Annotated in this window: 23 protein-coding genes and 3 pseudogenes; 22 read left to right on the top strand and 4 right to left on the bottom strand. The window is 38.9% G+C overall.

The genetic code is table 11. From position 1 onward, the window contains the following. Positions 1-34: 34 nt before the first annotated feature. The 10 genes and pseudogenes from N4G44_RS16430 to N4G44_RS16385 all read left to right on the top strand — a co-directional run bounded on the left by N4G44_RS16430 (position 35) and on the right by N4G44_RS16385 (position 9,878). Positions 35-2,029 carry a KUP/HAK/KT family potassium transporter gene (locus N4G44_RS16430; RefSeq protein WP_474928406.1) on the top strand — a complete coding sequence of 665 codons (1,995 nt, stop codon included), beginning with the start codon at positions 35-37 and terminating at the stop codon, positions 2,027-2,029. Between the two features lie 69 nt (positions 2,030-2,098). After that, a complete protein-coding gene (locus N4G44_RS16425; protein ID WP_040998101.1) occupies positions 2,099-2,572 on the top strand; it encodes a Fur family transcriptional regulator in 474 nt (157 codons plus the stop codon). 3 nt (positions 2,573-2,575) lie between these two features. Then, entirely contained in the window at positions 2,576-4,309 is a 1,734-nt protein-coding gene (locus N4G44_RS16420) for an OstA-like protein (protein WP_474928405.1), read from the top strand. A gap of 273 nt (positions 4,310-4,582) precedes the next feature. Further along, positions 4,583-5,134, top strand: a complete 552-nt coding sequence (locus tag N4G44_RS16415; protein ID WP_474928404.1) for a hypothetical protein — start codon at positions 4,583-4,585, stop codon at positions 5,132-5,134. Then, positions 5,101-5,505, top strand: coding sequence for a hypothetical protein (locus tag N4G44_RS16410; RefSeq protein ID WP_474928403.1), 405 nt, complete (start codon positions 5,101-5,103; stop codon positions 5,503-5,505). Before N4G44_RS16415 ends, N4G44_RS16410 begins: the two co-directional genes overlap by 34 nt. Before the next feature lies 1 nt (position 5,506). Then, entirely contained in the window at positions 5,507-6,334 is an 828-nt protein-coding gene (locus N4G44_RS16405) for a hypothetical protein (RefSeq protein ID WP_474928402.1), read from the top strand. Between the two features lie 2 nt (positions 6,335-6,336). Continuing rightward, positions 6,337-7,113, top strand: a complete 777-nt coding sequence (locus N4G44_RS16400) for a hypothetical protein (protein ID WP_474928401.1) — start codon at positions 6,337-6,339, stop codon at positions 7,111-7,113. A gap of 125 nt (positions 7,114-7,238) precedes the next feature. Next, positions 7,239-8,412 (top strand): annotated as a pseudogene (locus N4G44_RS16395) (aspartate aminotransferase family protein). Between the two features lie 189 nt (positions 8,413-8,601). Beyond that, positions 8,602-8,988, top strand: a complete 387-nt coding sequence (locus N4G44_RS16390; protein ID WP_040998091.1) for an START-like domain-containing protein — start codon at positions 8,602-8,604, stop codon at positions 8,986-8,988. A 77-nt stretch (positions 8,989-9,065) separates the two neighbouring features. After that, complete coding sequence (locus N4G44_RS16385; protein WP_474928400.1) at positions 9,066-9,878, top strand: aminotransferase class IV; 813 nt, start codon at positions 9,066-9,068, stop codon at positions 9,876-9,878. A gap of 80 nt (positions 9,879-9,958) precedes the next feature. Here the strand turns inward: N4G44_RS16385 and N4G44_RS16380 are convergent, their stop codons facing one another. Together N4G44_RS16380 and N4G44_RS16375 are read right to left on the bottom strand one after the other, a co-directional pair. Further along, a complete protein-coding gene (locus N4G44_RS16380) occupies positions 9,959-10,540 on the bottom strand; it encodes an N-acetylmuramoyl-L-alanine amidase family protein (RefSeq protein ID WP_474928399.1) in 582 nt (193 codons plus the stop codon). 107 nt (positions 10,541-10,647) lie between these two features. Beyond that, positions 10,648-11,196, bottom strand: a complete 549-nt coding sequence (locus tag N4G44_RS16375; RefSeq protein ID WP_048502462.1) for a YqgE/AlgH family protein — start codon at positions 11,194-11,196, stop codon at positions 10,648-10,650. A gap of 24 nt (positions 11,197-11,220) precedes the next feature. Between N4G44_RS16375 and pdxH the strand changes: the two genes are divergently transcribed. Continuing rightward, positions 11,221-11,862: a pyridoxamine 5'-phosphate oxidase gene (pdxH, locus tag N4G44_RS16370; RefSeq protein WP_474928398.1), complete on the top strand. Its 642-nt coding sequence runs from the start codon at positions 11,221-11,223 to the stop codon at positions 11,860-11,862. Between the two features lie 303 nt (positions 11,863-12,165). Here the strand turns inward: pdxH and N4G44_RS16365 are convergent, their stop codons facing one another. Further along, a complete protein-coding gene (locus tag N4G44_RS16365) occupies positions 12,166-12,456 on the bottom strand; it encodes an HU family DNA-binding protein (protein WP_002976900.1) in 291 nt (96 codons plus the stop codon). A gap of 398 nt (positions 12,457-12,854) precedes the next feature. Between N4G44_RS16365 and panD the strand changes: the two genes are divergently transcribed. The 11 genes and pseudogenes from panD to N4G44_RS16310 all read left to right on the top strand — a co-directional run bounded on the left by panD (position 12,855) and on the right by N4G44_RS16310 (position 20,288). Continuing rightward, positions 12,855-13,205 (top strand): aspartate 1-decarboxylase, encoded by a 351-nt coding sequence (panD, locus tag N4G44_RS16360; RefSeq protein ID WP_040998077.1) that lies wholly within the window; start codon positions 12,855-12,857, stop codon positions 13,203-13,205. A 3-nt stretch (positions 13,206-13,208) separates the two neighbouring features. Beyond that, a pseudogene (locus N4G44_RS16355) lies at positions 13,209-14,236 on the top strand (lysylphosphatidylglycerol synthase transmembrane domain-containing protein). A gap of 254 nt (positions 14,237-14,490) precedes the next feature. After that, positions 14,491-15,066, top strand: a complete 576-nt coding sequence (locus N4G44_RS16350; protein WP_474928397.1) for a TerD family protein — start codon at positions 14,491-14,493, stop codon at positions 15,064-15,066. A gap of 28 nt (positions 15,067-15,094) precedes the next feature. Beyond that, a complete protein-coding gene (locus N4G44_RS16345) occupies positions 15,095-15,766 on the top strand; it encodes a TerD family protein (RefSeq protein ID WP_073061120.1) in 672 nt (223 codons plus the stop codon). A gap of 80 nt (positions 15,767-15,846) precedes the next feature. Next, positions 15,847-16,484, top strand: a pseudogene (locus tag N4G44_RS16340) (vWA domain-containing protein). 21 nt (positions 16,485-16,505) lie between these two features. Continuing rightward, on the top strand, positions 16,506-17,549 hold the full coding sequence (locus tag N4G44_RS16335) for a TerY-C metal binding domain-containing protein (protein WP_474928396.1): 1,044 nt from the start codon (positions 16,506-16,508) through the stop codon (positions 17,547-17,549). Positions 17,550-17,575: 26 nt separating this feature from the next. Beyond that, positions 17,576-17,956: a hypothetical protein gene (locus N4G44_RS16330; protein ID WP_474928395.1), complete on the top strand. Its 381-nt coding sequence runs from the start codon at positions 17,576-17,578 to the stop codon at positions 17,954-17,956. An 8-nt stretch (positions 17,957-17,964) separates the two neighbouring features. Then, positions 17,965-18,702 (top strand): PP2C family serine/threonine-protein phosphatase, encoded by a 738-nt coding sequence (locus N4G44_RS16325; protein ID WP_474929010.1) that lies wholly within the window; start codon positions 17,965-17,967, stop codon positions 18,700-18,702. Positions 18,703-18,805: 103 nt separating this feature from the next. Beyond that, complete coding sequence (locus tag N4G44_RS16320; protein ID WP_474928394.1) at positions 18,806-19,432, top strand: hypothetical protein; 627 nt, start codon at positions 18,806-18,808, stop codon at positions 19,430-19,432. 53 nt (positions 19,433-19,485) lie between these two features. Next, positions 19,486-19,794 carry a hypothetical protein gene (locus tag N4G44_RS16315; protein WP_474928393.1) on the top strand — a complete coding sequence of 103 codons (309 nt, stop codon included), beginning with the start codon at positions 19,486-19,488 and terminating at the stop codon, positions 19,792-19,794. Continuing rightward, complete coding sequence (locus tag N4G44_RS16310; protein ID WP_474928392.1) at positions 19,707-20,288, top strand: hypothetical protein; 582 nt, start codon at positions 19,707-19,709, stop codon at positions 20,286-20,288. The genes N4G44_RS16315 and N4G44_RS16310 overlap by 88 nt, the downstream gene beginning before the upstream one ends. A 153-nt stretch (positions 20,289-20,441) precedes the next feature. On the opposite strand, the gene N4G44_RS16305 is transcribed toward N4G44_RS16310, so the two are convergent. Further along, positions 20,442-20,879 carry a GNAT family N-acetyltransferase gene (locus N4G44_RS16305; protein ID WP_474928391.1) on the bottom strand — a complete coding sequence of 146 codons (438 nt, stop codon included), beginning with the start codon at positions 20,877-20,879 and terminating at the stop codon, positions 20,442-20,444. Positions 20,880-20,899 lie beyond the last annotated feature (20 nt).

Here is a 20,899-nt window from a genome sequence, read left to right as displayed (position 1 = left end):
AGTATAAATTTGCGCGTTTAAAAAATAAGCTGACATGGCAGACCTTACAGAAGATGGTTATCATTTTGACATAAAGAAACTTTCTTTCATAGGAGTTTTAGTCTCTCTGGGAATTGTATTCGGAGATATCGGAACATCCCCGCTTTACGTAATGAAAGCGATTGTAAATGCAAAGGACGGAGGCAGTAATATGCCTTTTAACGAATACATTGAGGGAGCCCTTTCATGTATTATCTGGACCCTTACCCTTCAGACTACTATAAAATATGTGATCATTGCTTTAAGAGCAGATAACAAAGGGGAAGGAGGTATTCTGGCTTTATTCTCGCTGGTCAAAAACCTTAAAAAGGGATGGCTGTATCTTATTGCCATCATTGGGGCTGCAGCACTCATTGCAGATGGGGTAATTACACCATCGCTTACCGTAATGTCGGCTATTGAAGGTCTTGAAATATATAATCCTCACACCCCTGTAGTGCCTATTACCATTGGAATTCTGATTGTGATTTTTGTGGTACAGCAATTTGGGACCAGTTTTATCGGGAAGTTTTTTGGCCCCGTAATGGTGGTCTGGTTTTTAGTTTTAGGTGGGTTAGGAATGATGCATTTAAGCGAAAATCTCGAAATTTTGAGATCTTTCAATCCTTATTATGCCTACAAGCTTATTGTAAACTCTCCTAGTGCAATTGTTATCCTTGGTGCCGTTTTCCTTTGTACAACGGGAGCAGAAGCCCTTTATTCAGACTTAGGGCATTGTGGTGCCAAAAATATACGGGTAAGCTGGGGATTCGTTAAAATTATGCTTATTCTGAACTATCTTGGACAGGGAGCATGGCTTTTAACCAATCATGGAAAGCCAGGTTTTTCTGTAGTGAATCCGTTTTTTGGAATTATGGAAGAATGGATGATCGTACCGGGAGTAATTCTGGCAACTGCAGCCGCAATTATTGCAAGCCAGGCGTTGATTACAGGTTCATTCACCATTTTCTCTGAGGCAATGTCCCTTAATTTGTGGCCCAATCAGAAAATTGATTACCCTTCCGGGGTTAAAGGGCAGATGTATATCCCAAGGATCAACTGGGGACTTCTTATTCTGTGTATTATTGTTGTTCTTCATTTCAGGGAATCAGGAAAAATGGAAGCGGCTTATGGACTTTCCATCACTGTAACCATGCTGATGACAACAGTTCTTTTAATTTTTTGGTTATTGAAACACAGAGTAAGCAAAGTGTTGATCGTATTTTTTGCTTTGGTGTATATGGCTATTGAATTAGGCTTTTTCAGTGCAAATATCATCAAATTCATGGAAGGCGGCTGGATCACAGTTGTTCTTGCCGGTTCTATCGGGATCTCTATGTATGCATGGTATAATGGAAGACTGATAAAAACCAGATTTATCCAATTTGTGAAAATAGAAAAATATGTTTCCATCCTGAAAGATATGAAGCTGGATGAAAGTATTCCAAAATATGCTACCAATCTTGCCTATTTGAGCAGAGCCAAAAGAAATGATGAGGTAGAATCAAAAATTATCTATTCCATCATCAAAAAGCAGCCGAAAAGAGCAGATCATTATTTTATATTAAGTATTGTTAACCAGGAAGATCCATATACTTTCAAATATACAGTAGATGAAATTCTACCGGGAACAGTGTACAAAATCAACTTCCTTTTAGGATTCAAAGTAGACCGTAGGATCAATGACTATTTTAACATGGTGCTGAAAGACCTTATGGCAGAGGGAACCATTCCTTCAAGAAGCAGCCATCCGTCTCTCAGAGCCCACAACATACCGCCGGATCTGAAGTATGTAATTATAGATAATACATATATTAACGATATACTTTTAACTGTTAAACAGAAGATTACCCTCAATATCTACAACTTCGTGAAGTACATCGGAAGCGATGATTTCAAAGCCTGGGGAGTATCTTCGCACAACGTAGAAGTGGAATCAGCGCCGATTACCGAACTGACGGTTTATGACAGCAAGATTGAACAATCCGGTTTCTTCCGTCATAATTCATAAAAAAGTGCCCGTACCATATCATAAGGTCTATTTAAATAAAAATCAATAAATTTGTAGATAATTTTTTTGATGGATACAGTACAAAAAGAAAAGAATATTGCTTTGATCAAGGATGTTTTAAGAAATTACCTTTTAGAAAAGGGTTTCAGAAACACGCCTGAACGATATACGATATTGGAAGAAATTTACAGTATGGATCACCACTTCAATGTGGATGATCTGTACCTTCTTATGATGCAGAAGAAATATCATGTTTCAAAAGCAACCATTTACAACACTATTGAAATTTTCCTTGATGCAGGCTTGATCCGTAAGCATCAGTTTGGAGAAAAAACATTGACCTCTTCATCTTATGAAAAGTCTTATTTTGATAAACAGCATGACCACCTGGTGATCTACAAAAAAGACTCTGATAAAGAAATTGAGGAAATTATCGAATTCTGTGATCCGAGAATTCAGGGAATCAAAGAAGCAATTGAAGAAGCATTTGGCGTAAATATTGATTCGCATTCGCTGTATTTCTATGGTACCAAGAATGATTAATCAATGAGAATAATCCTTTTTCTGTTAATTTTTATTTCTGCGTTAAGCTCCGCACAGGACAATAAAACCACGCAGATGGATCCTTATATCCAAAATAAAGGAAAAGCTTCACCTGCAGTAAGACCTGAAGACAAGGTGAAAATCATTCATGCTGATGAGTTCAGAAAAGATACCAAGTACGAGGGAAACCAGTACATGATAGGACATGTTCAGATAGAGCATCAGGGATCAGTTCTCTATGCTGACGAGGTAATCCTTTACAACGACCAGAGTCTGGTAAAAGCTATCGGTAATGCAAAACTTCAGAATGCAGACGGTTCCGTAATCACGGCTAATGAAATGGAGTACAACGGGGTTACCCAGAAAGGGGTTGCCAAAAAAGATGTGGTTCTTACCGATCCTAAGCAGACCATTAAAACAGATATCCTGTACTATGACAGGCTGGCCAATCAGGCATACTTCAATACCGGAGGAACAATTTCTGACGGACAGAATGTAATGTATACAAAATCTGCCACCTATTTCCTCAATACCAAAATGATTGATTTTGTTGGAAACGTGAAAATTGATAATCCTGATTATATCATAGAAGGTCCCAATATCAAGCAAAACCAGAATACAAAGGTGGCTGAGTTCTTCGGACCTACTACAATCACCAACCGGGCCAATCCTAAAAACCGTATTTACACCGAAAGAGGAACTTATAAGATGGATACCAAGGAGGCCTTCCTCAATAAGAATTCCAGGATTTTTTATAATGATAAAATCCTTACAGGGGATGATATGTACTTCAATAATACAACAGGATTCGGGACAGCAACCGGAAACGTTACATTGGATGATCCTCTGGAAAAAAGATATATCAAAGGCGGTTATGGAGAAGTTTTTCAGAAGAAAGATTCTGCCATGATGACCAAAGGACCGTATGCCGTTAAAATCATGGAAAAGGATTCCATTTATTTTGCCGCAGAGAAAATTCTTTCCTATCAAAAGCCTGATCCAACGGACATAACTTTAAAGAAAAGCTTTTTAAGAGCATTCAGAAAAGCAAGGATTTTTAAGTCCAATGCACAGGGAAGAGCAGATTCTATTGCTTTCAATGAAACAGACGGAATCATGCATATGTATACCCATCCTATCCTCTGGAGTGGAGAGAAACAGGTAACCGGTGACAAAGTTGAGGCGTATTTTAATACCAAAACAGAAAATATAGATTCCCTTAAAGTCATTGGAAATGCTTTTGCCATCAGTAAAGTAGACTCATTAAACCTTAAAGATGAATTTAACCAGGTAAAGGGGAAATTCATGACGGTATATTATGAGAATAATGATATTAAAGAAGCCAGAGTAGTAGGGAACGCGCAGTCTATTGTTTATGTGGATGATGTGGATCAGGAAACAAAACAGCCCCAGAGAATTGGAATCACCCTTTCTACCTGCGGAATTATCGGAGCGCTGTTTGAGCAAAGAGGTTTACAGATCATATCATGCAGTATTGCAGCCAATTCCGATACCTATCCAATGAGTAAGATAGAACCGGAGAAAAGAAAATTCCCGGATTTCAACTGGAATACCAAAGACCGGATCAGAAAATGGCAGGATATTCTTGTTGACAGCCCTAATTATGAAGAAATAAAGTATTCTGCTGATAATGAGTTGTTTAATAAAGCTCAGGAAGCCATAGATAAAGAAAAAGCCAAAGAAGAGGCGAAAAAGCCTAAAAGGGTAAGAAAGTAGAGTTATTTTTTTCAACAAAAACAATAAATCACCATTTTTTAACTAGCAAATGGTGATTTATTGTTTATAAAATATACAGAAAAAGTTCAAAATTAACATAAAACAGGCCTTTTTTTATAATTTTTAAACTCTACCACATTATCTGAATGGCCTATTAAATCTATGTTTTTATCATTTTATATTCTATTTAACACTATTTTTTATTGAATAATAAGATTTAAATTGGAAATATTTCTAAATTTATTACACCAAGAATGATAAAAAAATTTAGAAATGAAAATCAAGTATTTCCTCTTGGCTCTTATTATTTGCTTTATAAGAGTCAACGCACAGGTTGGGATTGCGAAAGCTCCCGGTTTTCAGCCTGACACAAGAACCCTCTTACATGTAAAACAGGATGACAATGCGGCCCGGATGCCCAGATCAAACACCGCTTCAGCGTTGCCTGTATCTGCTACCGGTACCACAGGAAACGGAACCCAGGGCTCTGTTATTTTCAACAGAGAGACCGGAAGTATCGTTCAAAATGACGGTACAGCGTGGAAAATTTCAGATCCCATTGTAACGGCTCTGAAAAACAACAAAATGGCGCGTTTTATAAGAAGTGCTGTAGTGACGGCAGACTGCGGAACGTGCGGATTGGGATGTGGTGGAGTAAACAGGCTTTGTCCTACCGGGGAGGAGCCATGGATGTTCCTTTTACAACTGCCAGCCCTAGTTATAATGATATCTCGTCAGACGTTTCCCTTGCATCTGCAACAAGTAATGTCATTAATATCAAGACAAGAGGTTTGTATAAAATTTCTTTCAAAAGCGGTGCTATAGATGTTAAGACGCCGGCTTTGTGCGTAGGGGTAACCATTAACCTGTATTCTAAGGTTGATCTGGAAACAAGTACTGCTGCGGCTCCTACTACCTGGAGACCTATTACCAACAATACAACCAGTTCTACCAGCGGTGCCTTATCCCTGGGAAGTTTGTCGCCGGGAGCTATTGATGTAGGACAGTCATTAGTCCTTACCTATGTTGGAAGCTTTGAGGCAGGTGATAATTTAAGGCTCAGATTTTACGGAAACCAGAACATTGGAACAGGAGTCTGTACCGGTATCATTGGAGGGAATGTAATGTCTTTTTCAATGGATACTACAGGGAATGGGGTGTCAGAAATTATTGTTGAAAAAATAAATATGCAATAAGATGAAAAAGACAATGTTAATTTTAGTGCTTTTATTTCAATATGGTTTAAATGCACAAGTAGTAATAGGAGATAATATTGCCAGCAATCAGAATATATTAAAGGTAAAAGATGGAACAAGAGGAGCGATACTGCCTTATTCCAATATTTATACTTCGTTCCCTAAATATGATGCTGCATCTGCGGATCTCTTTAGTGATTATCCTAACCTTGTAGGAGGGCTTATCTATAACAAAGCCGACGATCAGTATTATAAATACGACGGCTATGCCTGGAACCCTGCAAGACAGATACAGGGAATTTTTCAGCCTAAAGGTTCAAGATTGGGAATTTCTTCAGGAATTACCATACCCTGCCTTGCTTTTGGCCTTGGAATATGTCTTTCCTTAGGATCTCCCCAGTACCTTGCACCGGATGATAAAAGCCAGGTTCTTGTTGATAACCTTCTTCTGAAAAATGCAAGTTCGGTTACGATAAAACAAAATGGGATGTATGATGTAGCAGCAGCTCTTGGTTTTACCGGGGGTAGTGTAGGAGCCCAGATAGGGGTTACAGAATTTAAATTGACACTGCAGGTGAAATATACTCCGGCTTCGGCTTGGGAAACTGTTGTTACCAAGAGTAATTACTCGATTATATTTATCATTGATACCCAGGGAAGTAAAACATCCAGTTTTTCCCAGACCATATCCTTGCCTGCCGGAGCAGAACTGAGAGTTGTTCCAACGATAACAACTATTGGAGGGTCCGGAGGATCTCTTGCCGCATACGGAACGGATAGCAGTTCTATCAACTCATATATTGGAGCCCGTTTAATTAAAGCCTATTAGTGATGAAAAAATATATATTCTGCCTGTTCCTGTTTACATTAAACATATACAGTGCGCAAGTTAATTTTACAAACATACCCAACCCTGATTCTAATGCTAACGGTAACGATCAGGTAATGATGTATATAACAAATGCAAACGAAGCGACCGGAGTTAAAGGTTTTGGCTTACCCGCTGTGGAAACCGCCACCGATTTGCCCTATACCGGGGTAAATGCTCCAGCCACAAGAATAGACGCTTTAAGAGGCATGCTTATATTTGTGAAAAGTACAGGTCAGGCCATGGTATTTGACGGACTTGTATGGAGCAAAGCTTTTGAAGTGGAATCTGATAATGTTTCAAGGTTTACGATAAACCCTGTAAGTACAACTTCAGGCGCTGTAATGCTTCCTATTAATTCCTTAATTGATAAGCCTAATTTTTTAGCAGATCCGTTAAAGCTTAAAACCAATGTTCCGACAACCGGGGCAGATCTGAACCGGATTTATATCCGTCAAAGCGGTTTATACAGAATTAATGTAAGCCTCAACTTTACAGGAGCTGCAGGTACATTCAGCAGCAGATTAGGGGCAAGTTTATATATCAACGATGCCAAGAGATTCCAGCTTTTGGAAAATACCGTGAATTTTGACGGTACAGTCAGAAAAATTAGCCTGGATTTCTCAGTATATGCTGTTCAGGGACAGTATATTACTTTGGAAGCGATTTCTGAGGTCGGGGGAACAACGGCCTATAATGTAATCAACAACAGTTATGTAACAGTCGAAAAAGTACTTTAACAAGATATTGATTTTAATACTATTGCCCTTAGAATTCTAAGGGCAATTTTTTTATTCAGGGGCCGATAATTTCTGCATGTGCTGAATCTTTTTTAGCTTTGCTGAAAATTTTCGAGACAATGGAAATGCACAAAGACTTTTTTATATATCAGGCACAGACCACAAAATTTGCAGCAGGTTTTGAAGTTGAAAAAGCAGAAGGAAGCTATATCTATGGAACAGATGGCAAAAAATATCTGGATTTTGTCGCAGGTGTTTCTGCCAATACTTTAGGGCATTCGCATCCTAAAGTGGTGGAAGCTATTAAAGAACAGGCAGACAAATACCTTCATGTAATGGTTTACGGGGAATATGCACAGGAAAAGCCTGTAGCATTATGTAAACTCCTGGCCGAAGCTACTCCGGACCCGCTTGAAATTACTTATCTGGTCAACAGTGGTGCGGAAGCGATCGATGGAAGCCTTAAACTGGCCAAAAGATATACAGGAAGAGAAGAAATTGTTTCCTTTAAAAATTCTTATCACGGGAATACCCATGGCGCATTGAGTGTATCCGGTAATGAAACCCATAAGCGGGAATTCCGTCCATTGCTGCCAATGGTAAGTTTTATAGAATTCAATAACGAAAACGATCTGGATAAAATTACAGATAAGACCGCCTGTGTGATTCTTGAAACCATTCAGGGAGCAGCAGGATTTTTAGTTCCGCAAGGTGATTATTTAATCAAGCTTAAAAAAGATGTGAAGAGGTAGGAGCACTTCTGATCCTCGATGAAATCCAGCCAGGGTTTGGCCGGACCGGTAAATTATTCTCTTTTGAGCATTTCGGAATTGTTCCCGATATCCTTGTTATGGGTAAGGGAATGGGCGGAGGAGTCCCTGTAGGTGCTTTTATGAGCTCCAGAGAAATCATGGAAACATTATCACATTCCCCAAAGTTAGGGCATATTACAACATTCGGGGAAATCCTCTGATTGCTGCAGCCAGCTATGCCACTTTGAAAGAAGTTCTCGAAAGCGGACTGATGGATGAAACCGTCGAAAAGGAAAAGCTGTTCAGAGAACTTCTGGTACATCCCAAAATTAAAAATATCAACGGGAAAGGGCTCATGCTTGCCGTTAATCTGGGAACACCCGAATATACCCTGGAAGTAGCTAAAAAATGCATGGAAAAAGGGCTTATTGTATTCTGGCAGCTCTACAGAAACGAGTACATGAGAATCTCACCGCCCCTTACCATTTCTATGGACGAAATCAGACAGGGATGCCAGATTATCCTTGATGTATTAAACAAAAAATAAATAAAAAAATCTCTCCGTTCAGGAGAGATTTTTTATGGGTTGCATGGCAGTTTCAGGTCCTGAAATTAGATTCAATATAGATTTAAAATCTGTGATAAATATCATGAAGATTGTTTAAAAAAATAACCGCTTTTTAGTGTAATAAAAAAATTAATTTATATATTGCGGGACGATAAAAACAAAGATTATATGGCGAAACATAAAGTCCATTACGAATTTCCAATGCATTGTTTATCAGAGATTTTATACGAATATCTGGCGACGGCAGAGGGTTTATCTGAATGGTTTGCGGATGAGGTAACAGAAAAAGGCGATGACTTCTTTTTTAGCTGGGGCGGAGGGCCTGCCGAAAAGGCCACTTTGATTAGATATAAGCCTGAAGGTTTCGTACGTTTTAGATGGGAAGAAGATGAAGGGACTAAAAACTTCTTTGAAATGACGATTACAATAGACGATATTACGGAAGACCTGGCACTGAATATTACAGATTTTTGTGAAGAAGGTGACGAGCAGGAGAATGCACTGTATTGGGAGAACCTTATAGAAAACCTTAGAATAAAATTAGGTGCGGCATAAGCCGGATACTATCACATGGTAAAACTGATGAACGATTTATCGTTCATTATTTTTTTATAAATAAATCACTTCAAAAATTGGAAAATCAATATTTTACATCAGACGGATTAAATGTAAAGAACAGAGCGTTTCTTTTGGGCGATGCAGTGAAGGTTTCTTTCTTTGTGAGAAACGGTAAACTGATCATGGATGAAGAATCTTATTTCTTCTTAATGGCTTCCATGCGGAAAATGAGGATGAATATTCCGCTTACCTATACATTGGAGTTTTTCCAGACCCTTTTTCATCAAGACGTTATCGATGGTAAAGGAATAAAAAACGGGATTATCAATTTTCAGGTTTTCAGGAATAATGATGCAATAACGGTTTCAAAATCTTCCGTATCCTATTTTTATGAAGTGACGGAATCGGAAGATGTGCTTGCGGTTCATCACAGACCGTTAGAAATGGATCTCATCAAGGAAATCAATGTAAATAATAACTTGTTGAGTAATATCAGGGTTCATTGTCCGGAAAATATTTACGGGGGTATTTACGCAGAAGAAAATGACTTAGATGATGTGATCCTGCTGAATCCCAACAAACGGATTGCGCGTACCACTTCCGGAAACCTTTTATTTCTGGAAGGAAACGTCATTAAAGTTCCAAAACAGTCTGAAGGGGCGTACATCTCTCCTTTAATGGAAAACTTCGTTACTTTTTTACATAAAAATAACCTGGCAGATATTCAGGAGCATGAAATCATTGCCTTTGAATCACAAAAAGCCGAAGAGATTTTAATGATCTCCGACGAGAAAGGCATATTTTCTGTAGGTAAAATAAGAAATAAGACTTTTGAAAGCTCCCGATTTAAAGAAATGGTGGAAAGCTGGAAAAATAGTTTTGAATAATTGACAAACCCGGTAAACAACAAAGTACCCAAGTCCTTTACCGGGTTTTATTCTGAGTAAATCAGAAATTGTTTCTTTATTTAATATTCACGGATTATTTCTGTGAATTTTTGTGCAATTTCTTTCTGTCCGTTTTCACTCGTCACATATTCTCTGTCCTTAGTATTGTTGATGAAGCCAAGCTCTACCAATACTGCAGGCGATTTTGTTTCTCTCAGCATGTGAAGATTTTTTTCTTCAATTTTGCGGACATCAAATTTTTTAGAGATTTTTTCAGCAAGTTTTTTTGAATTTTCAGTATTCTGAATATATACTTCGGTGCCCTGTTTTGGAGTCTCCTTTTGAGGGCTGTTATTCAAATGAAGGGAAATGACCATTTCAGGATTAAGCTTGTTGATCATATCCGTTCTCTCCTGAAGGCTTGGATAAGTGTCAGTATCTCTGGTTAATACCACTTCATACTGATCCTGATTTTCATTCAGTTTCTGGATCTGTTTGGCAATATTGATGGTAATTTCTTTTTCAGAGAATTTTTCAAAAACCGTTCCCAAGTCATTTCCGCCGTGTCCGGCATCGATAACGATATATTTTTTGTTGATGGGAGTAAATGATAAAAATGAGGCGGAAAAGGCTCCTAAAGCAAGTAGTTTGATTCCTTTCATTTCAGTGATTTTTGGTTTTTCAAAGAACGGAAATTCTTTCTATAAAATTGGTTAATATAATCTTAAAATTTGTTAATGTTTTTTAAGTGTATCAGAAAGAAATTCAGTTAGTTAAGAGAGATGTCTTCAGGTGAGTTGGCCCACAGCAGATATTCTCCGCCAAGGTTCTGCATAATCGATTTCCAAAGGGTCTGGTCGTTGGGAAGCGTATAATCCAGATTGTAGATATCCACTACAGTCCACATCTTCCTTTGTACCTCGTCATCAAGCTGTCCGGCAGACCATCCTGAGTATCCTGAGAAGATTTTCACGTCATTAATGCTCAGTTCCTTATTAAGAACAGCGCTGATGATGCTTTCAATGTCTTCCGTGATATAAAAGTCTTTGTTGATTTCAGAATAAACCTCAGTAACCTTTTTATTCTTAACGATAAAAAAGACCTTGTCATTTTCCACAGGGCCGCCGTCATAGACCTCTATTTTGAAATCAAAAAAGTTTTTAAACTTACTACTCATCTGGCCGTTTTTCTTGTTTAATATCAAACCAAATGCACCGCTTTCGTTATGCTCAACGATCAACACTACCGATCTCGAAAAAATATCGCCGGAAATGTCAGGTGTGGAAATTAATATTTTACCTTTGTATGAGTAATTCATACTCAAATTTAATAAAAAATATTTATGGAAAACCTGCACGACAAAAGAAAAGTGTATGAGAAATCCCAACTTATTGAAAGTGAGATAAAACAAAATCCGATTGAACAGTTCAGGGACTGGTTTCTGGATGCCAGTAATACCCCTGGAGTCTCTGAAGCCAATGCCATGGCAGTTTCTACCTTAGAAGAAGATGGATGTCCCAGGACAAGAATGGTGCTGCTTAAAGAATATACCTACGAAGGGTTTATTTTTTACACAAATTACAACAGTAGGAAAGGAAAGGCCATAGAAAGCAATCATAAAGCCTGTCTTCATTTTTTCTGGCCGAATCTTGAAAGACAGATCATCATTAAAGCCAATCTGGAAAGAATTGCTGAAAACCTCAGCGACGGCTATTTCCACTCAAGACCTAAAGGAAGCCAGCTTGGAGCTGTTGTTTCGCCGCAGAGCCAGGCAATTCCCGATAGAGAGTTTCTGGAAGAAAGATTAAAAGAGCTCGAAAAGCAATACGAAAATAGTGAAGTACCAAGACCTGCGAACTGGGGCGGATATATTGCAAAACCCTACGAAATAGAATTTTGGCAGGGAAGACCCAACCGTCTCCATGACAGGATCATTTACCAGCTTGAAGATCTGGACTGGAAAATTTCCCGTCTTGCACCGTAAGGTTAGCTTGGAAGATGGATGCAGGATGAGGGAAGATGGAAGAGGTGCAGAGGAGTAATAAAAATGTTGAGATATCATTTAAAAATCAATAGGAGCGGGCTTTAGCCCGCTTTTTATGTATAAAAAATCAAAGGCTTTAGCCAAAAAAAGAAAACAATAAGAGAAAAATAAAAACGAATCAATATTTCTATTTACCATATTTTCTGCAATGTCGAAAACATCTGGATGGCTGAGGCCCTCGAAGCCACCCATAAAAAAAGACCGCTTCCTGAGAAACGGTCTTGAATTTTCTAATCTGAATGATTATTTTTTCTTAGCACCAGAAACTGCGTTTGATAAATCAGCTCCTGCTTTGAATTTAGCAACTTTTTTAGCAGCAATTTTAATTGGTTTTTTAGTTGCAGGGTTGATCCCTTGTCTAGCCGCTCTCTCAGCTACTGAGAAAGTACCGAATCCTACTAAAGAAACTTTTCCGTCTTTTTTCTTTAGAGTAGTAGTTACATTACCAATGAATGATTCTAAAGCAGCTTTAGCTGCAACTTTAGTGATTCCTGCATCTTTTGCGATTGCGTCGATTAATTCAGACTTGTTCATAATTTTTAATATTAAGTTAGTTCGTAATTATAGCAAATATAATACTATTTTCTAATTGTGCAATTATTTTATTAAAAGTTATAAAACTTTTTTAGTTTTTGCTGAAAACAGTTAAAATATGATAATTTCATTTTTCACGTAAAATCTACGTTACCGCTCACTAAAATCATGCCAAATGCTTATGAGTATTGACTTTAGCAAAAAATTAATATTATTTCCTGTATTTATTAAATCCTGAATTATGTGTAAAGTATTAATATTTTCCTCGATATGTTTGCTGATTTTATAAACAATATCTTGAAAACTTGTGTAATATAAAATTAAATAGCTGGGTCTGTGGGAGTTTTAAAATGATTTCAAACACCCGATTTATTAATTTTTATTAATAAATTTGCAGAATGTTAATAGAAGTTTTCAAGTCTAAAATCCACAGGGTAAGGGTTACAGCCTCTGACCTTAATTATATTGGGAGTATAACGATTGATGAAGATCTTATAGAAGCTGCCGGTCTGGTAGTGGGAGAAAGGGTCTATATCGTCAATGTGAATAACGGAGAACGTTTTGATACCTATGTTATCAAAGGAAAAAGAAAATCCGGCGAAGTATGTTTGAACGGGCCTGCTGCAAGAAAAGTTCAGAAAGATGATATCATTATTATCATTGCTTATGCCCAGATGACGCCTGAAGAAGCGAAAGTCTTCCAGCCGAAAATCGTTTTTCCGGATGAAAAAACAAATCTTCTGACCTAATTTATGGAGAAAGAAACAAAGAGCCCCATAAAATCAATACTAACAATAGTAATCTCGCTTGCTTTTGCAGGCTTTTTTTATGGCTTGCATTAAAAGGACTTGATTTTAAAGTAATCAGGGCATCTCTGGCCAAAGCGAATTACCTCTGGGTACTATTCGCAGCCGTTTTTGGGCTTCTGGCTTACTGGTTCAGGGCTGTGCGCTGGAACTTAATGCTGGAGCCGATGGGACACAAAATTTCCAATTCCAATTCGCTCTGGTCCATATCTTTCGGATATCTGATGAACCTTACCATTCCCAGAAGTGGAGAAGTGGCAAGAGCTACTGCTTTATATGGGGTGGAAAAAGTTCCGGTGGATCAATCTTTCGGGACCATCATTCTGGAAAGAGTAGTGGATCTTATCTGCATGCTTGGATTTTTGGGGCTGACCCTTTTATTCAAATATGAAGCGATCCTGTCCTTTTATGAAAATTCAGGCATTAACCTTAACCCGAATAAGATCCTCTTAATTCTTCTGGCTCTTGCATTGGGAACTGTTTTGTTTTTTATTTTCAAAAAGAAGCTGGCAAATATCCCGTTTTTAGGAAAGATTGTGAATTTTATTGACGGTATTTTCCAGGGTTTAACTACCATATTCAAATTAAAAGAGAAAGGAAAATTCATCCTTTATACATTAGGAATCTGGATATGCTATTATTTTGCAGCTTATCTTGTCTGCTTTGCACTTCCTGAAACCTCCAATTTTACTATAGCTGACGGCTTTTTTATCATTGTAGTCGGTACCCTCGGAATGATTATTCCTGCAAGTGGAGGCATTGGAGCCTTTAACCTGGCAATGAAATACGGGTTTATGGCTTTGTTTATCTCAATGGGGAAAAGTGCGGATCTGGGAGCTGAAATGGGGCTGACCTATTCATTTATTTCACTTCCTCTGCAGATCACCATTATGCTGGTCATGGGGCTAATTTCCATACCGATGCTCGCCAAAGCAAGAGAGAAAGCGGTTTCTGACAAAGTATTTCAGGAATAAATAATAAAGCTTTTAATATACAGACCCAATTTTTTAATTGGGTCTTTTTTATGTGAGAATTTAATTCTCACAAGCTAATGTAATTTTAATCTTGTCAAAAAAGACAGGCTTCTGTTCTTCATACATATGTTAAAACCCTCATAAAATGTAATATTTATCTCATTCATCATGGGCCATTCATTTTTTTATCGATAAATTTGGTCAGCTCACAAATCAAATTTATCTTAAACAAAAAATAATTAAACTAAGACACTATGGCAATTAATTTACAGAAAGGACAAAAGATAGAGATCGGACTTACAAAAATGACGATAGGCCTGGGCTGGGACCCGAATGAAGGAACCGGTTTTGATTTTGATCTGGATGCTTCTGCCATCATGATTGATTCCGACAGAAAATTAATAACTGAAGAATGTTTTGTTTTCTATAATAACCTGCAGTCTCCCGATGGGGCACTCATCCATACAGGAGATGATCCAAACGGTAAAAACAGTGATGGCGACGATGATGAAGCGATTATTGTAGATCTTGAAAAAGTAGATCCCAGAGCAGAAGAAATTCTTTTCGTAGTAACCATCGAAGACTTTGAAAGAAGAAAGCAGAATTTCGGACAGGTGAGAAATTCATACATCAGAATTGTAGATAACAGTACCGGCCAGGAGATAGCGAAATATGAGCTGGACGAAGATTTCTCTATTGAAACCGGAGTGGAATTCGGAAGATTATACAAAAGAAACGGAAGCTGGAAGTTTGAAGCTTCAGGAATAGGATACAGGGCAGACCTTGCTTTCTTCCTTGAGAAATATTACAAAGGACAGATCATTAAATAATTATATTCAAATACACAAAACTATAACTATGGCAATTAATTTACAGAAGGGTCAAACCATTGATTTAAGAAAAAACGACCGCGGAGAAAGTGTTTATGACCTTTCAAAAGTAACGATCGGTTTAGGATGGGACGTAAGAAAACAGGGTGGTTTTTTTGGAAAACTGTTCAATAAAGAAGCGGAATACGATCTTGATGCGGTAGCATTTCTCCTGGATGGAAACGGAAAAGTAGCTAACCTGGGAAGAACAGTACAAACCAACGACGGAAGACAGATTGCACTCTATCAGGGTGATGTGGTTTTCTTCAATTCTATGCAGCATCCGAGCGGAAATATATGGCTGACCGGAGATAACAGGACCGGAGCCGGAGATGGTGACGATGAACAGATCATTGTGAAGCTTGACCAGCTTGACCAAAGTTATCAGAAAATACTATTCCTGGTAACTATTTACCAGGGAAAACAAAATAACCAGCATTTCGGGATGATAGAGAATGCCTTTATCCGTGCGGTAGATGCCAAAGGAAAAGAAATTACAAAATACAGCCTTTCAGGTGATGCCAGTATGAACGGAAAATGTGCGATGGTTTTTGCCGAAGCCTACCGTCACAACGGTGACTGGAAATTCCGTGCCTTAGGGGAGCCTCACCAGACCGATAATTTTATTGAGATCCTGAAGCAGTACGCCTACAGCAATTAACCGAATTTTACCTAATCCAACAGCCGGCAGGGAAGTTTTCAACTTCCGCTGCCGGCTTCAGAAATACTATTATCTTACCAATGAGCAGGAGATTATTAGCATACTTTTTACTGGATACTTCAGGTTCCATGAACGGTGAGCCTATCCAGGCACTCAATAACGGATTTAACGGGCTTATTAGCATGCTCCGTGCAGATCCCCAGGCCATGGAAAGCCTTCATCTGAGTGTGATCACTTTTGACCGTGAGGTTAAAAATATCATTCCTTTAACTGATCTGGCAAGTTTTTATCCGATGGAGATCACTTGCCCTGACAGCGGCCCTACCCATACCGGGGCGGCGTTGGAAATGGTTTCGGAGCTGGTAAAAAAGAACTGATTAGAGGTTCTTCAGATGAAAAAGATGACTGGCAGCCGCTGCTGTTTATATTTACAGATGGAAAGCCATCCGATATTCAGAAATACCGTCAGATGATCCCGGTAATCAGAGAGATGGAATTCGGTGCTATTGTAGGCTGTGCTGCAGGCCCTAAAGCAGATGAACAGTTTTTGAAAGAGCTTACGGACCATGTGGTAAAGCTGGATACTACCGATGCAATCACGCTTTCCTCATTTTTCAAATGGGTAAGTTCATCCATTACGATGGGCGGGAAATCCCAGGGAACCGGAGAAAATATTCCGCTGCCTCCTCCTCCTTCCGAGCTTAATATTATTATCTAAATCACTTTGTCTTTATAAATCATGAGAAGACTGCCCATTTATTTTTTAGTTGATGTCTCCGAATCTATGGTGGGAGACCCTATTGAGCAGGTACAGGAAGGTATCGCCAATATCATTAAAGAACTTAAAAAAGACCCGTATTCACTGGAAACGGTTTATATCTCGATTATCGGTTTTGCAGGAGAAGCTGAGGTAATAACGCCGCTTCAGGATATTATCAGCTTTTATCCTCCGAAAATCCCGATCGGAAGCGGAACATCTTTGTCCCATGGACTGATCAAAGTGATGGACTGCATAGACAGAGATATTGTGAAAACAACCTATGAAAGAAAAGGAGACTGGAAACCCATCGTTTTTCTCTTTACAGATGGAGTTCCTACCGATGATGCCACCAAAGCGATCGAAAGATGGAACAATAAATATCATGGAAAATCCAATACCATTGCGGTATCTATAGGCGAGAATACAAATTATAAACTGCTTGGAACCCTGTCGGACCATGTCTTGCTGTTCAATAATTCCGATGAGAATTCCTACAGGGAATTTTTCAAATGGGTGACGGATTCCATTAAAACAACCAGCCAGAGTGTTACCGAAGCCAATAAAGAAGGAATTAACCTCTCCAAAATAGATTCCATTATCCTGGAAAAAGTAAACCCGGAACTGGAGCAGAAGTTTCCGGATAACAATTTTGTGGTTCTGAACGGGAAATGCTCGGAAACAGAGAAATTATATTTAATGAAGTTTAAAAAAACATTCGCGGAATCAAGCATACCGGGGATGTCTACAAGATATTACAGACTGGATGGAGCTTATAAAATTGATGAAAAAGCATATCTGAGACTTTCCTCTTCCCAGAAAAATAATCTTAAAATTTCTATTGAAGAACTTCAGGGAGGCACGTCATGTCCTCACTGTGCCAATCCCATTGCATTGGCAACCTGTTCATGTGGTGGGATCCACTGTCTGCGGGGAGAGGGTTACAATAAATGCCCTTGGTGCGGAACTTCGGATTATTATGGGTTTTCCAGCGAAGGGTTTGATATTAACAGAACATTAGGGTAAGGAAGACTATCCGCAGGAAACAAACCATGGAAAAAGCTGTTATTTACAGGGAAAAAGAAGAGTTTAAAGATTTTCATCTGGTGCTTAAAAATGCCAGCTCCAATCAGTTTTACGAGTTCAGTTTTGAGCTGGATGATTTTCCAAACATAAGGATCAGTAATATTGCGAATCTTCAGGATACAGGGCTTACCTTCGAAAATAATAAAATATCGGGGACACCTTATGCCAATAATGTTCATGATTTGGATATTGAATTCTATCATATCCATGACGAAAGCAGTACGGAGGTTAAGAAGGTACATCTGTTCATTAACGCTGATCCTAAAAATCTCTGGAAAAATATTCCAAGTGATACAGACGATATTTATCATAAACCTGACGAAGATTCCTACAAAGGAATTTTTTAGATAAAAAAATCACGGTCGTATCCAAAAGGGGACGTTCCCATGCTCACGAAGGAAAATTCAGGGATGATGATTTTGCGGTGAAAGCCCTTCCCGGAGGCTGGTTTATTGCTTCTGTTGCAGATGGGGCGGGCTCTGCTGTTATGGCAAGGGAAGGCTCCAGGCTGGCTGTCAGTTCAGTTAACCGTTTTTTCAGCTCTGAAGATATTTTAAATGACATCGAAAAGAATATTAAAGATATTTACTCCATTCAGTCCTCAAAAGAAACAAAGTCCGAAGCCGGAGAAAATGTTATCCGACTTTTGTATGAAAGTGTTTATGATGTTTACCATGTTTTAGATAAAACCGCAGCAGAAAATTCTTTTTCTATTAAAGACTTTCATACCACTCTGGTATTTGTATTAACTAAAAAATTCGATTTTGGGTATGTAATCCTTAGTTTTGGAGTTGGAGACAGCCCGATCAGCCTGATTAATCCTGATTTTTCTGAAGTAAAGCTTCTGAACCGGATGGATGTAGGTGAATTTGGAGGCGGAACCCGTTTTGTGACCATGAAAGAAATCTTTAATGATGATAATGTGGCTTCAAGGTTTAAGATCACCTGCGTTAACGATTTTTCTTATCTGGTACTGATGACAGATGGTATCTATGATCCGAAATTCATGACGGAAAGCCGGCTTGAAGATATAGAAAGCTGGAAAACTTTTTTAATGACCTTGGCGGGAATAATGATGACCGGGCTAAGGTAGATTTCATCAACGATATCGATATTGATGAGCAGCTTCTTCTCTGGACCGATTTCTGGAGCCGGGGAAATCATGATGACAGAACCTTGGCTATAATCTATTAAACATGAAAAACATCGTTAAAGTTACTTCCATTCTTGACCCAGCCATATCCTACCAATATGTGGACGAAAGCCCTATCCGGGGCGGGGTGAAAGATGTTTACTTTTCGCCGAACAGGGAATATGTAGTTGCTTTTTACCGGAATCCTCTGGATGCAGGGCAGAAAGAGCGCATTATGAGAATTGTTTCCACCTATCTCGGAAATATTAAAAACGGAAATTCGGCAGATTATTTTCTGAACGAAATATTCAGATGGCCATATGATATTGTGGAAAAAGGAAAGCTGACGGGAATTGTGGTGCCTATTTACCACCAAAAGTTCTTTTTTGCAAAAGGATATGTAGGTTCAGATAATATTCAGGGTCAGGATAAGGTAGGGAAATGGTTTACGGCTCCCATATTCAGAAACCGGCAGTATCCTCTAAGGCTGGATGATTCCGAGCTTGGGGATTGGCTCAGCTATTTCCAGATCACGATTAATATCAGCAGGGGCGTAAAAAAGCTTCACCAGATGGGGTTGGCCCATTCGGATCTTTCCTATAACAATATTCTGATCGATCCGGTTACAAAATCGGCCTGCATCATTGATATAGACGGGCTTGTGGTTCCGAAATTATTCCCCCGGAAGTAATCGGGACGGCAGATTTTATTGCTCCCGAAGTCTTAAAAACCAAGCATCTGAATATGCAGGATCCCGGAAGGCACCTTCCTGACCAGAAAACTGACCTTCATGCGCTGGCTGTACTGATTTATATGTATTTGTTCAGGAGACATCCTTTGAGAGGAGGGAAGATCTGGGATCTGGATTCCGAAAAAGATGAGATTATTTCTATGGGCGAAAAAGCTCTGTTCGTGGAACACCCCACAGATCCGTCTAATCAGGTGAAAGCGGATCATCTGAGAAAATGGGATGCTTTCTGGGGCGATCCGAAAAAATTCCGTTTACGGCGGCCGGTCCTTATCTTTCCGAGCTATTTAAAAAAGCATTTATAGATGGGCTTCACGATCCAATCCGCCGTCCTACAGCCAATGAATGGGAAACTGCGCTGCTGAAGACTGCAGATATGATCCAACCCTGCCACAACCCGGAATGTACAGAGAAATGGTATGTATTTGATAACAGCAGCCACCCGAAATGTCCTTTCTGCGGAACACCCCACCGGGGAACACTTCCGGTACTGGATCTGTATTTTAAATTCGATGGAGATATATGGAAACCGGAAAACCACAGGTTGATGGTCTATAACAATCAATATCTATTCAAATGGCATGTATCCAGAAAAGTGATCAGAAATGAAAACCTTACCATGCAGGATAAAATGCCGGTAGGTTATTTTACTTTTCATCACGGGAAGTGGGTATTCGTAAATCAGAGTTTACCTTCCATGAAAGATGTTACGGAGCAGAAAGAAATTCCGTCGGGATCTATGGTGGAGCTGACAGATGGGAAAAAATACTTTTGTCTGCGGAAGAAGGTGGAAGGCTGATATTGGTGACGATGGCCAATCAGTAGGACGTGGGATTGGATTACCCCGTTAAAAATTCTTTGAATTTTCGCCACCCCTACAGGGGAGGTGAATACCTCCGACGAATGATAAACCAATAAGGAAATTTAGTTTTTTTAGAACTTAAGTAAATGTTTATCCTTCATGGAATTCCATAAAATAAGAATAATCATCTTCACCTACAGTTTTAAAGCCTAAGCTTGTGTATAAATGTTGGGCTTTATTGGTTTTTAATACGCTTAAAGCTACGGCTTTTCTTTCTGTGGAAGCTTCTTTCAGAATATCGGTTAAAATGGTTCTTCCGAGTCCTTTCCCCTGCTGATCAGGATCGATCTGAAGCTGTAGTACTTCCGTTTTATCAGCTGCTTTATTGATCTTCAGCAATCCTGCGGGTTCATTGTTCAGGAGGATGATATGGGCCTTGTCGAACTGATAAAGAATTCTCTGGAGCGTAGATTCTCTGTCTGTAGGAAGACCGGAATCGGTATAATGGGGATTCATGGTTTTGATTCTCAGATCAAGGAGATAATCTATATCGTTTTCTGATGCTTTTCTGTAGGAAATTGTATTCATAATATAAATTTCGGTATTCT

The sequence above is a fragment of the Chryseobacterium sp. GTID13 genome (assembly GCF_056172655.1).
This window is presented reverse-complemented; position numbering and strand designations above follow the sequence as displayed.

Coding starts and splice junctions, on each gene's coding strand:
- N4G44_RS16415 (WP_474928404.1), top strand. CDS start 4,583: ATGAAAATCAAGTATTTCCTCTTGGCTCTTATTATTTGCTTTATAAGA.
- N4G44_RS16380 (WP_474928399.1), bottom strand. CDS start 10,540: ATGAAAGGAATCAAACTACTTGCTTTAGGAGCCTTTTCCGCCTCATTT.
- N4G44_RS16400 (WP_474928401.1), top strand. CDS start 6,337: ATGAAAAAATATATATTCTGCCTGTTCCTGTTTACATTAAACATATAC.
- N4G44_RS16310 (WP_474928392.1), top strand. CDS start 19,707: ATGGGATGCTTTCTGGGGCGATCCGAAAAAATTCCGTTTACGGCGGCC.
- N4G44_RS16305 (WP_474928391.1), bottom strand. CDS start 20,879: ATGAATACAATTTCCTACAGAAAAGCATCAGAAAACGATATAGATTAT.
- N4G44_RS16315 (WP_474928393.1), top strand. CDS start 19,486: ATGCAGGATCCCGGAAGGCACCTTCCTGACCAGAAAACTGACCTTCAT.
- panD (WP_040998077.1), top strand. CDS start 12,855: ATGTTAATAGAAGTTTTCAAGTCTAAAATCCACAGGGTAAGGGTTACA.
- pdxH (WP_474928398.1), top strand. CDS start 11,221: ATGGAAAACCTGCACGACAAAAGAAAAGTGTATGAGAAATCCCAACTT.
- N4G44_RS16430 (WP_474928406.1), top strand. CDS start 35: ATGGCAGACCTTACAGAAGATGGTTATCATTTTGACATAAAGAAACTT.
- N4G44_RS16405 (WP_474928402.1), top strand. CDS start 5,507: ATGAAAAAGACAATGTTAATTTTAGTGCTTTTATTTCAATATGGTTTA.
- N4G44_RS16330 (WP_474928395.1), top strand. CDS start 17,576: ATGGAAAAAGCTGTTATTTACAGGGAAAAAGAAGAGTTTAAAGATTTT.
- N4G44_RS16320 (WP_474928394.1), top strand. CDS start 18,806: ATGAAAAACATCGTTAAAGTTACTTCCATTCTTGACCCAGCCATATCC.
- N4G44_RS16390 (WP_040998091.1), top strand. CDS start 8,602: ATGGCGAAACATAAAGTCCATTACGAATTTCCAATGCATTGTTTATCA.
- N4G44_RS16335 (WP_474928396.1), top strand. CDS start 16,506: ATGAGAAGACTGCCCATTTATTTTTTAGTTGATGTCTCCGAATCTATG.
- N4G44_RS16425 (WP_040998101.1), top strand. CDS start 2,099: ATGGATACAGTACAAAAAGAAAAGAATATTGCTTTGATCAAGGATGTT.
- N4G44_RS16420 (WP_474928405.1), top strand. CDS start 2,576: ATGAGAATAATCCTTTTTCTGTTAATTTTTATTTCTGCGTTAAGCTCC.
- N4G44_RS16375 (WP_048502462.1), bottom strand. CDS start 11,196: ATGAATTACTCATACAAAGGTAAAATATTAATTTCCACACCTGACATT.
- N4G44_RS16365 (WP_002976900.1), bottom strand. CDS start 12,456: ATGAACAAGTCTGAATTAATCGACGCAATCGCAAAAGATGCAGGAATC.
- N4G44_RS16350 (WP_474928397.1), top strand. CDS start 14,491: ATGGCAATTAATTTACAGAAAGGACAAAAGATAGAGATCGGACTTACA.
- N4G44_RS16345 (WP_073061120.1), top strand. CDS start 15,095: ATGGCAATTAATTTACAGAAGGGTCAAACCATTGATTTAAGAAAAAAC.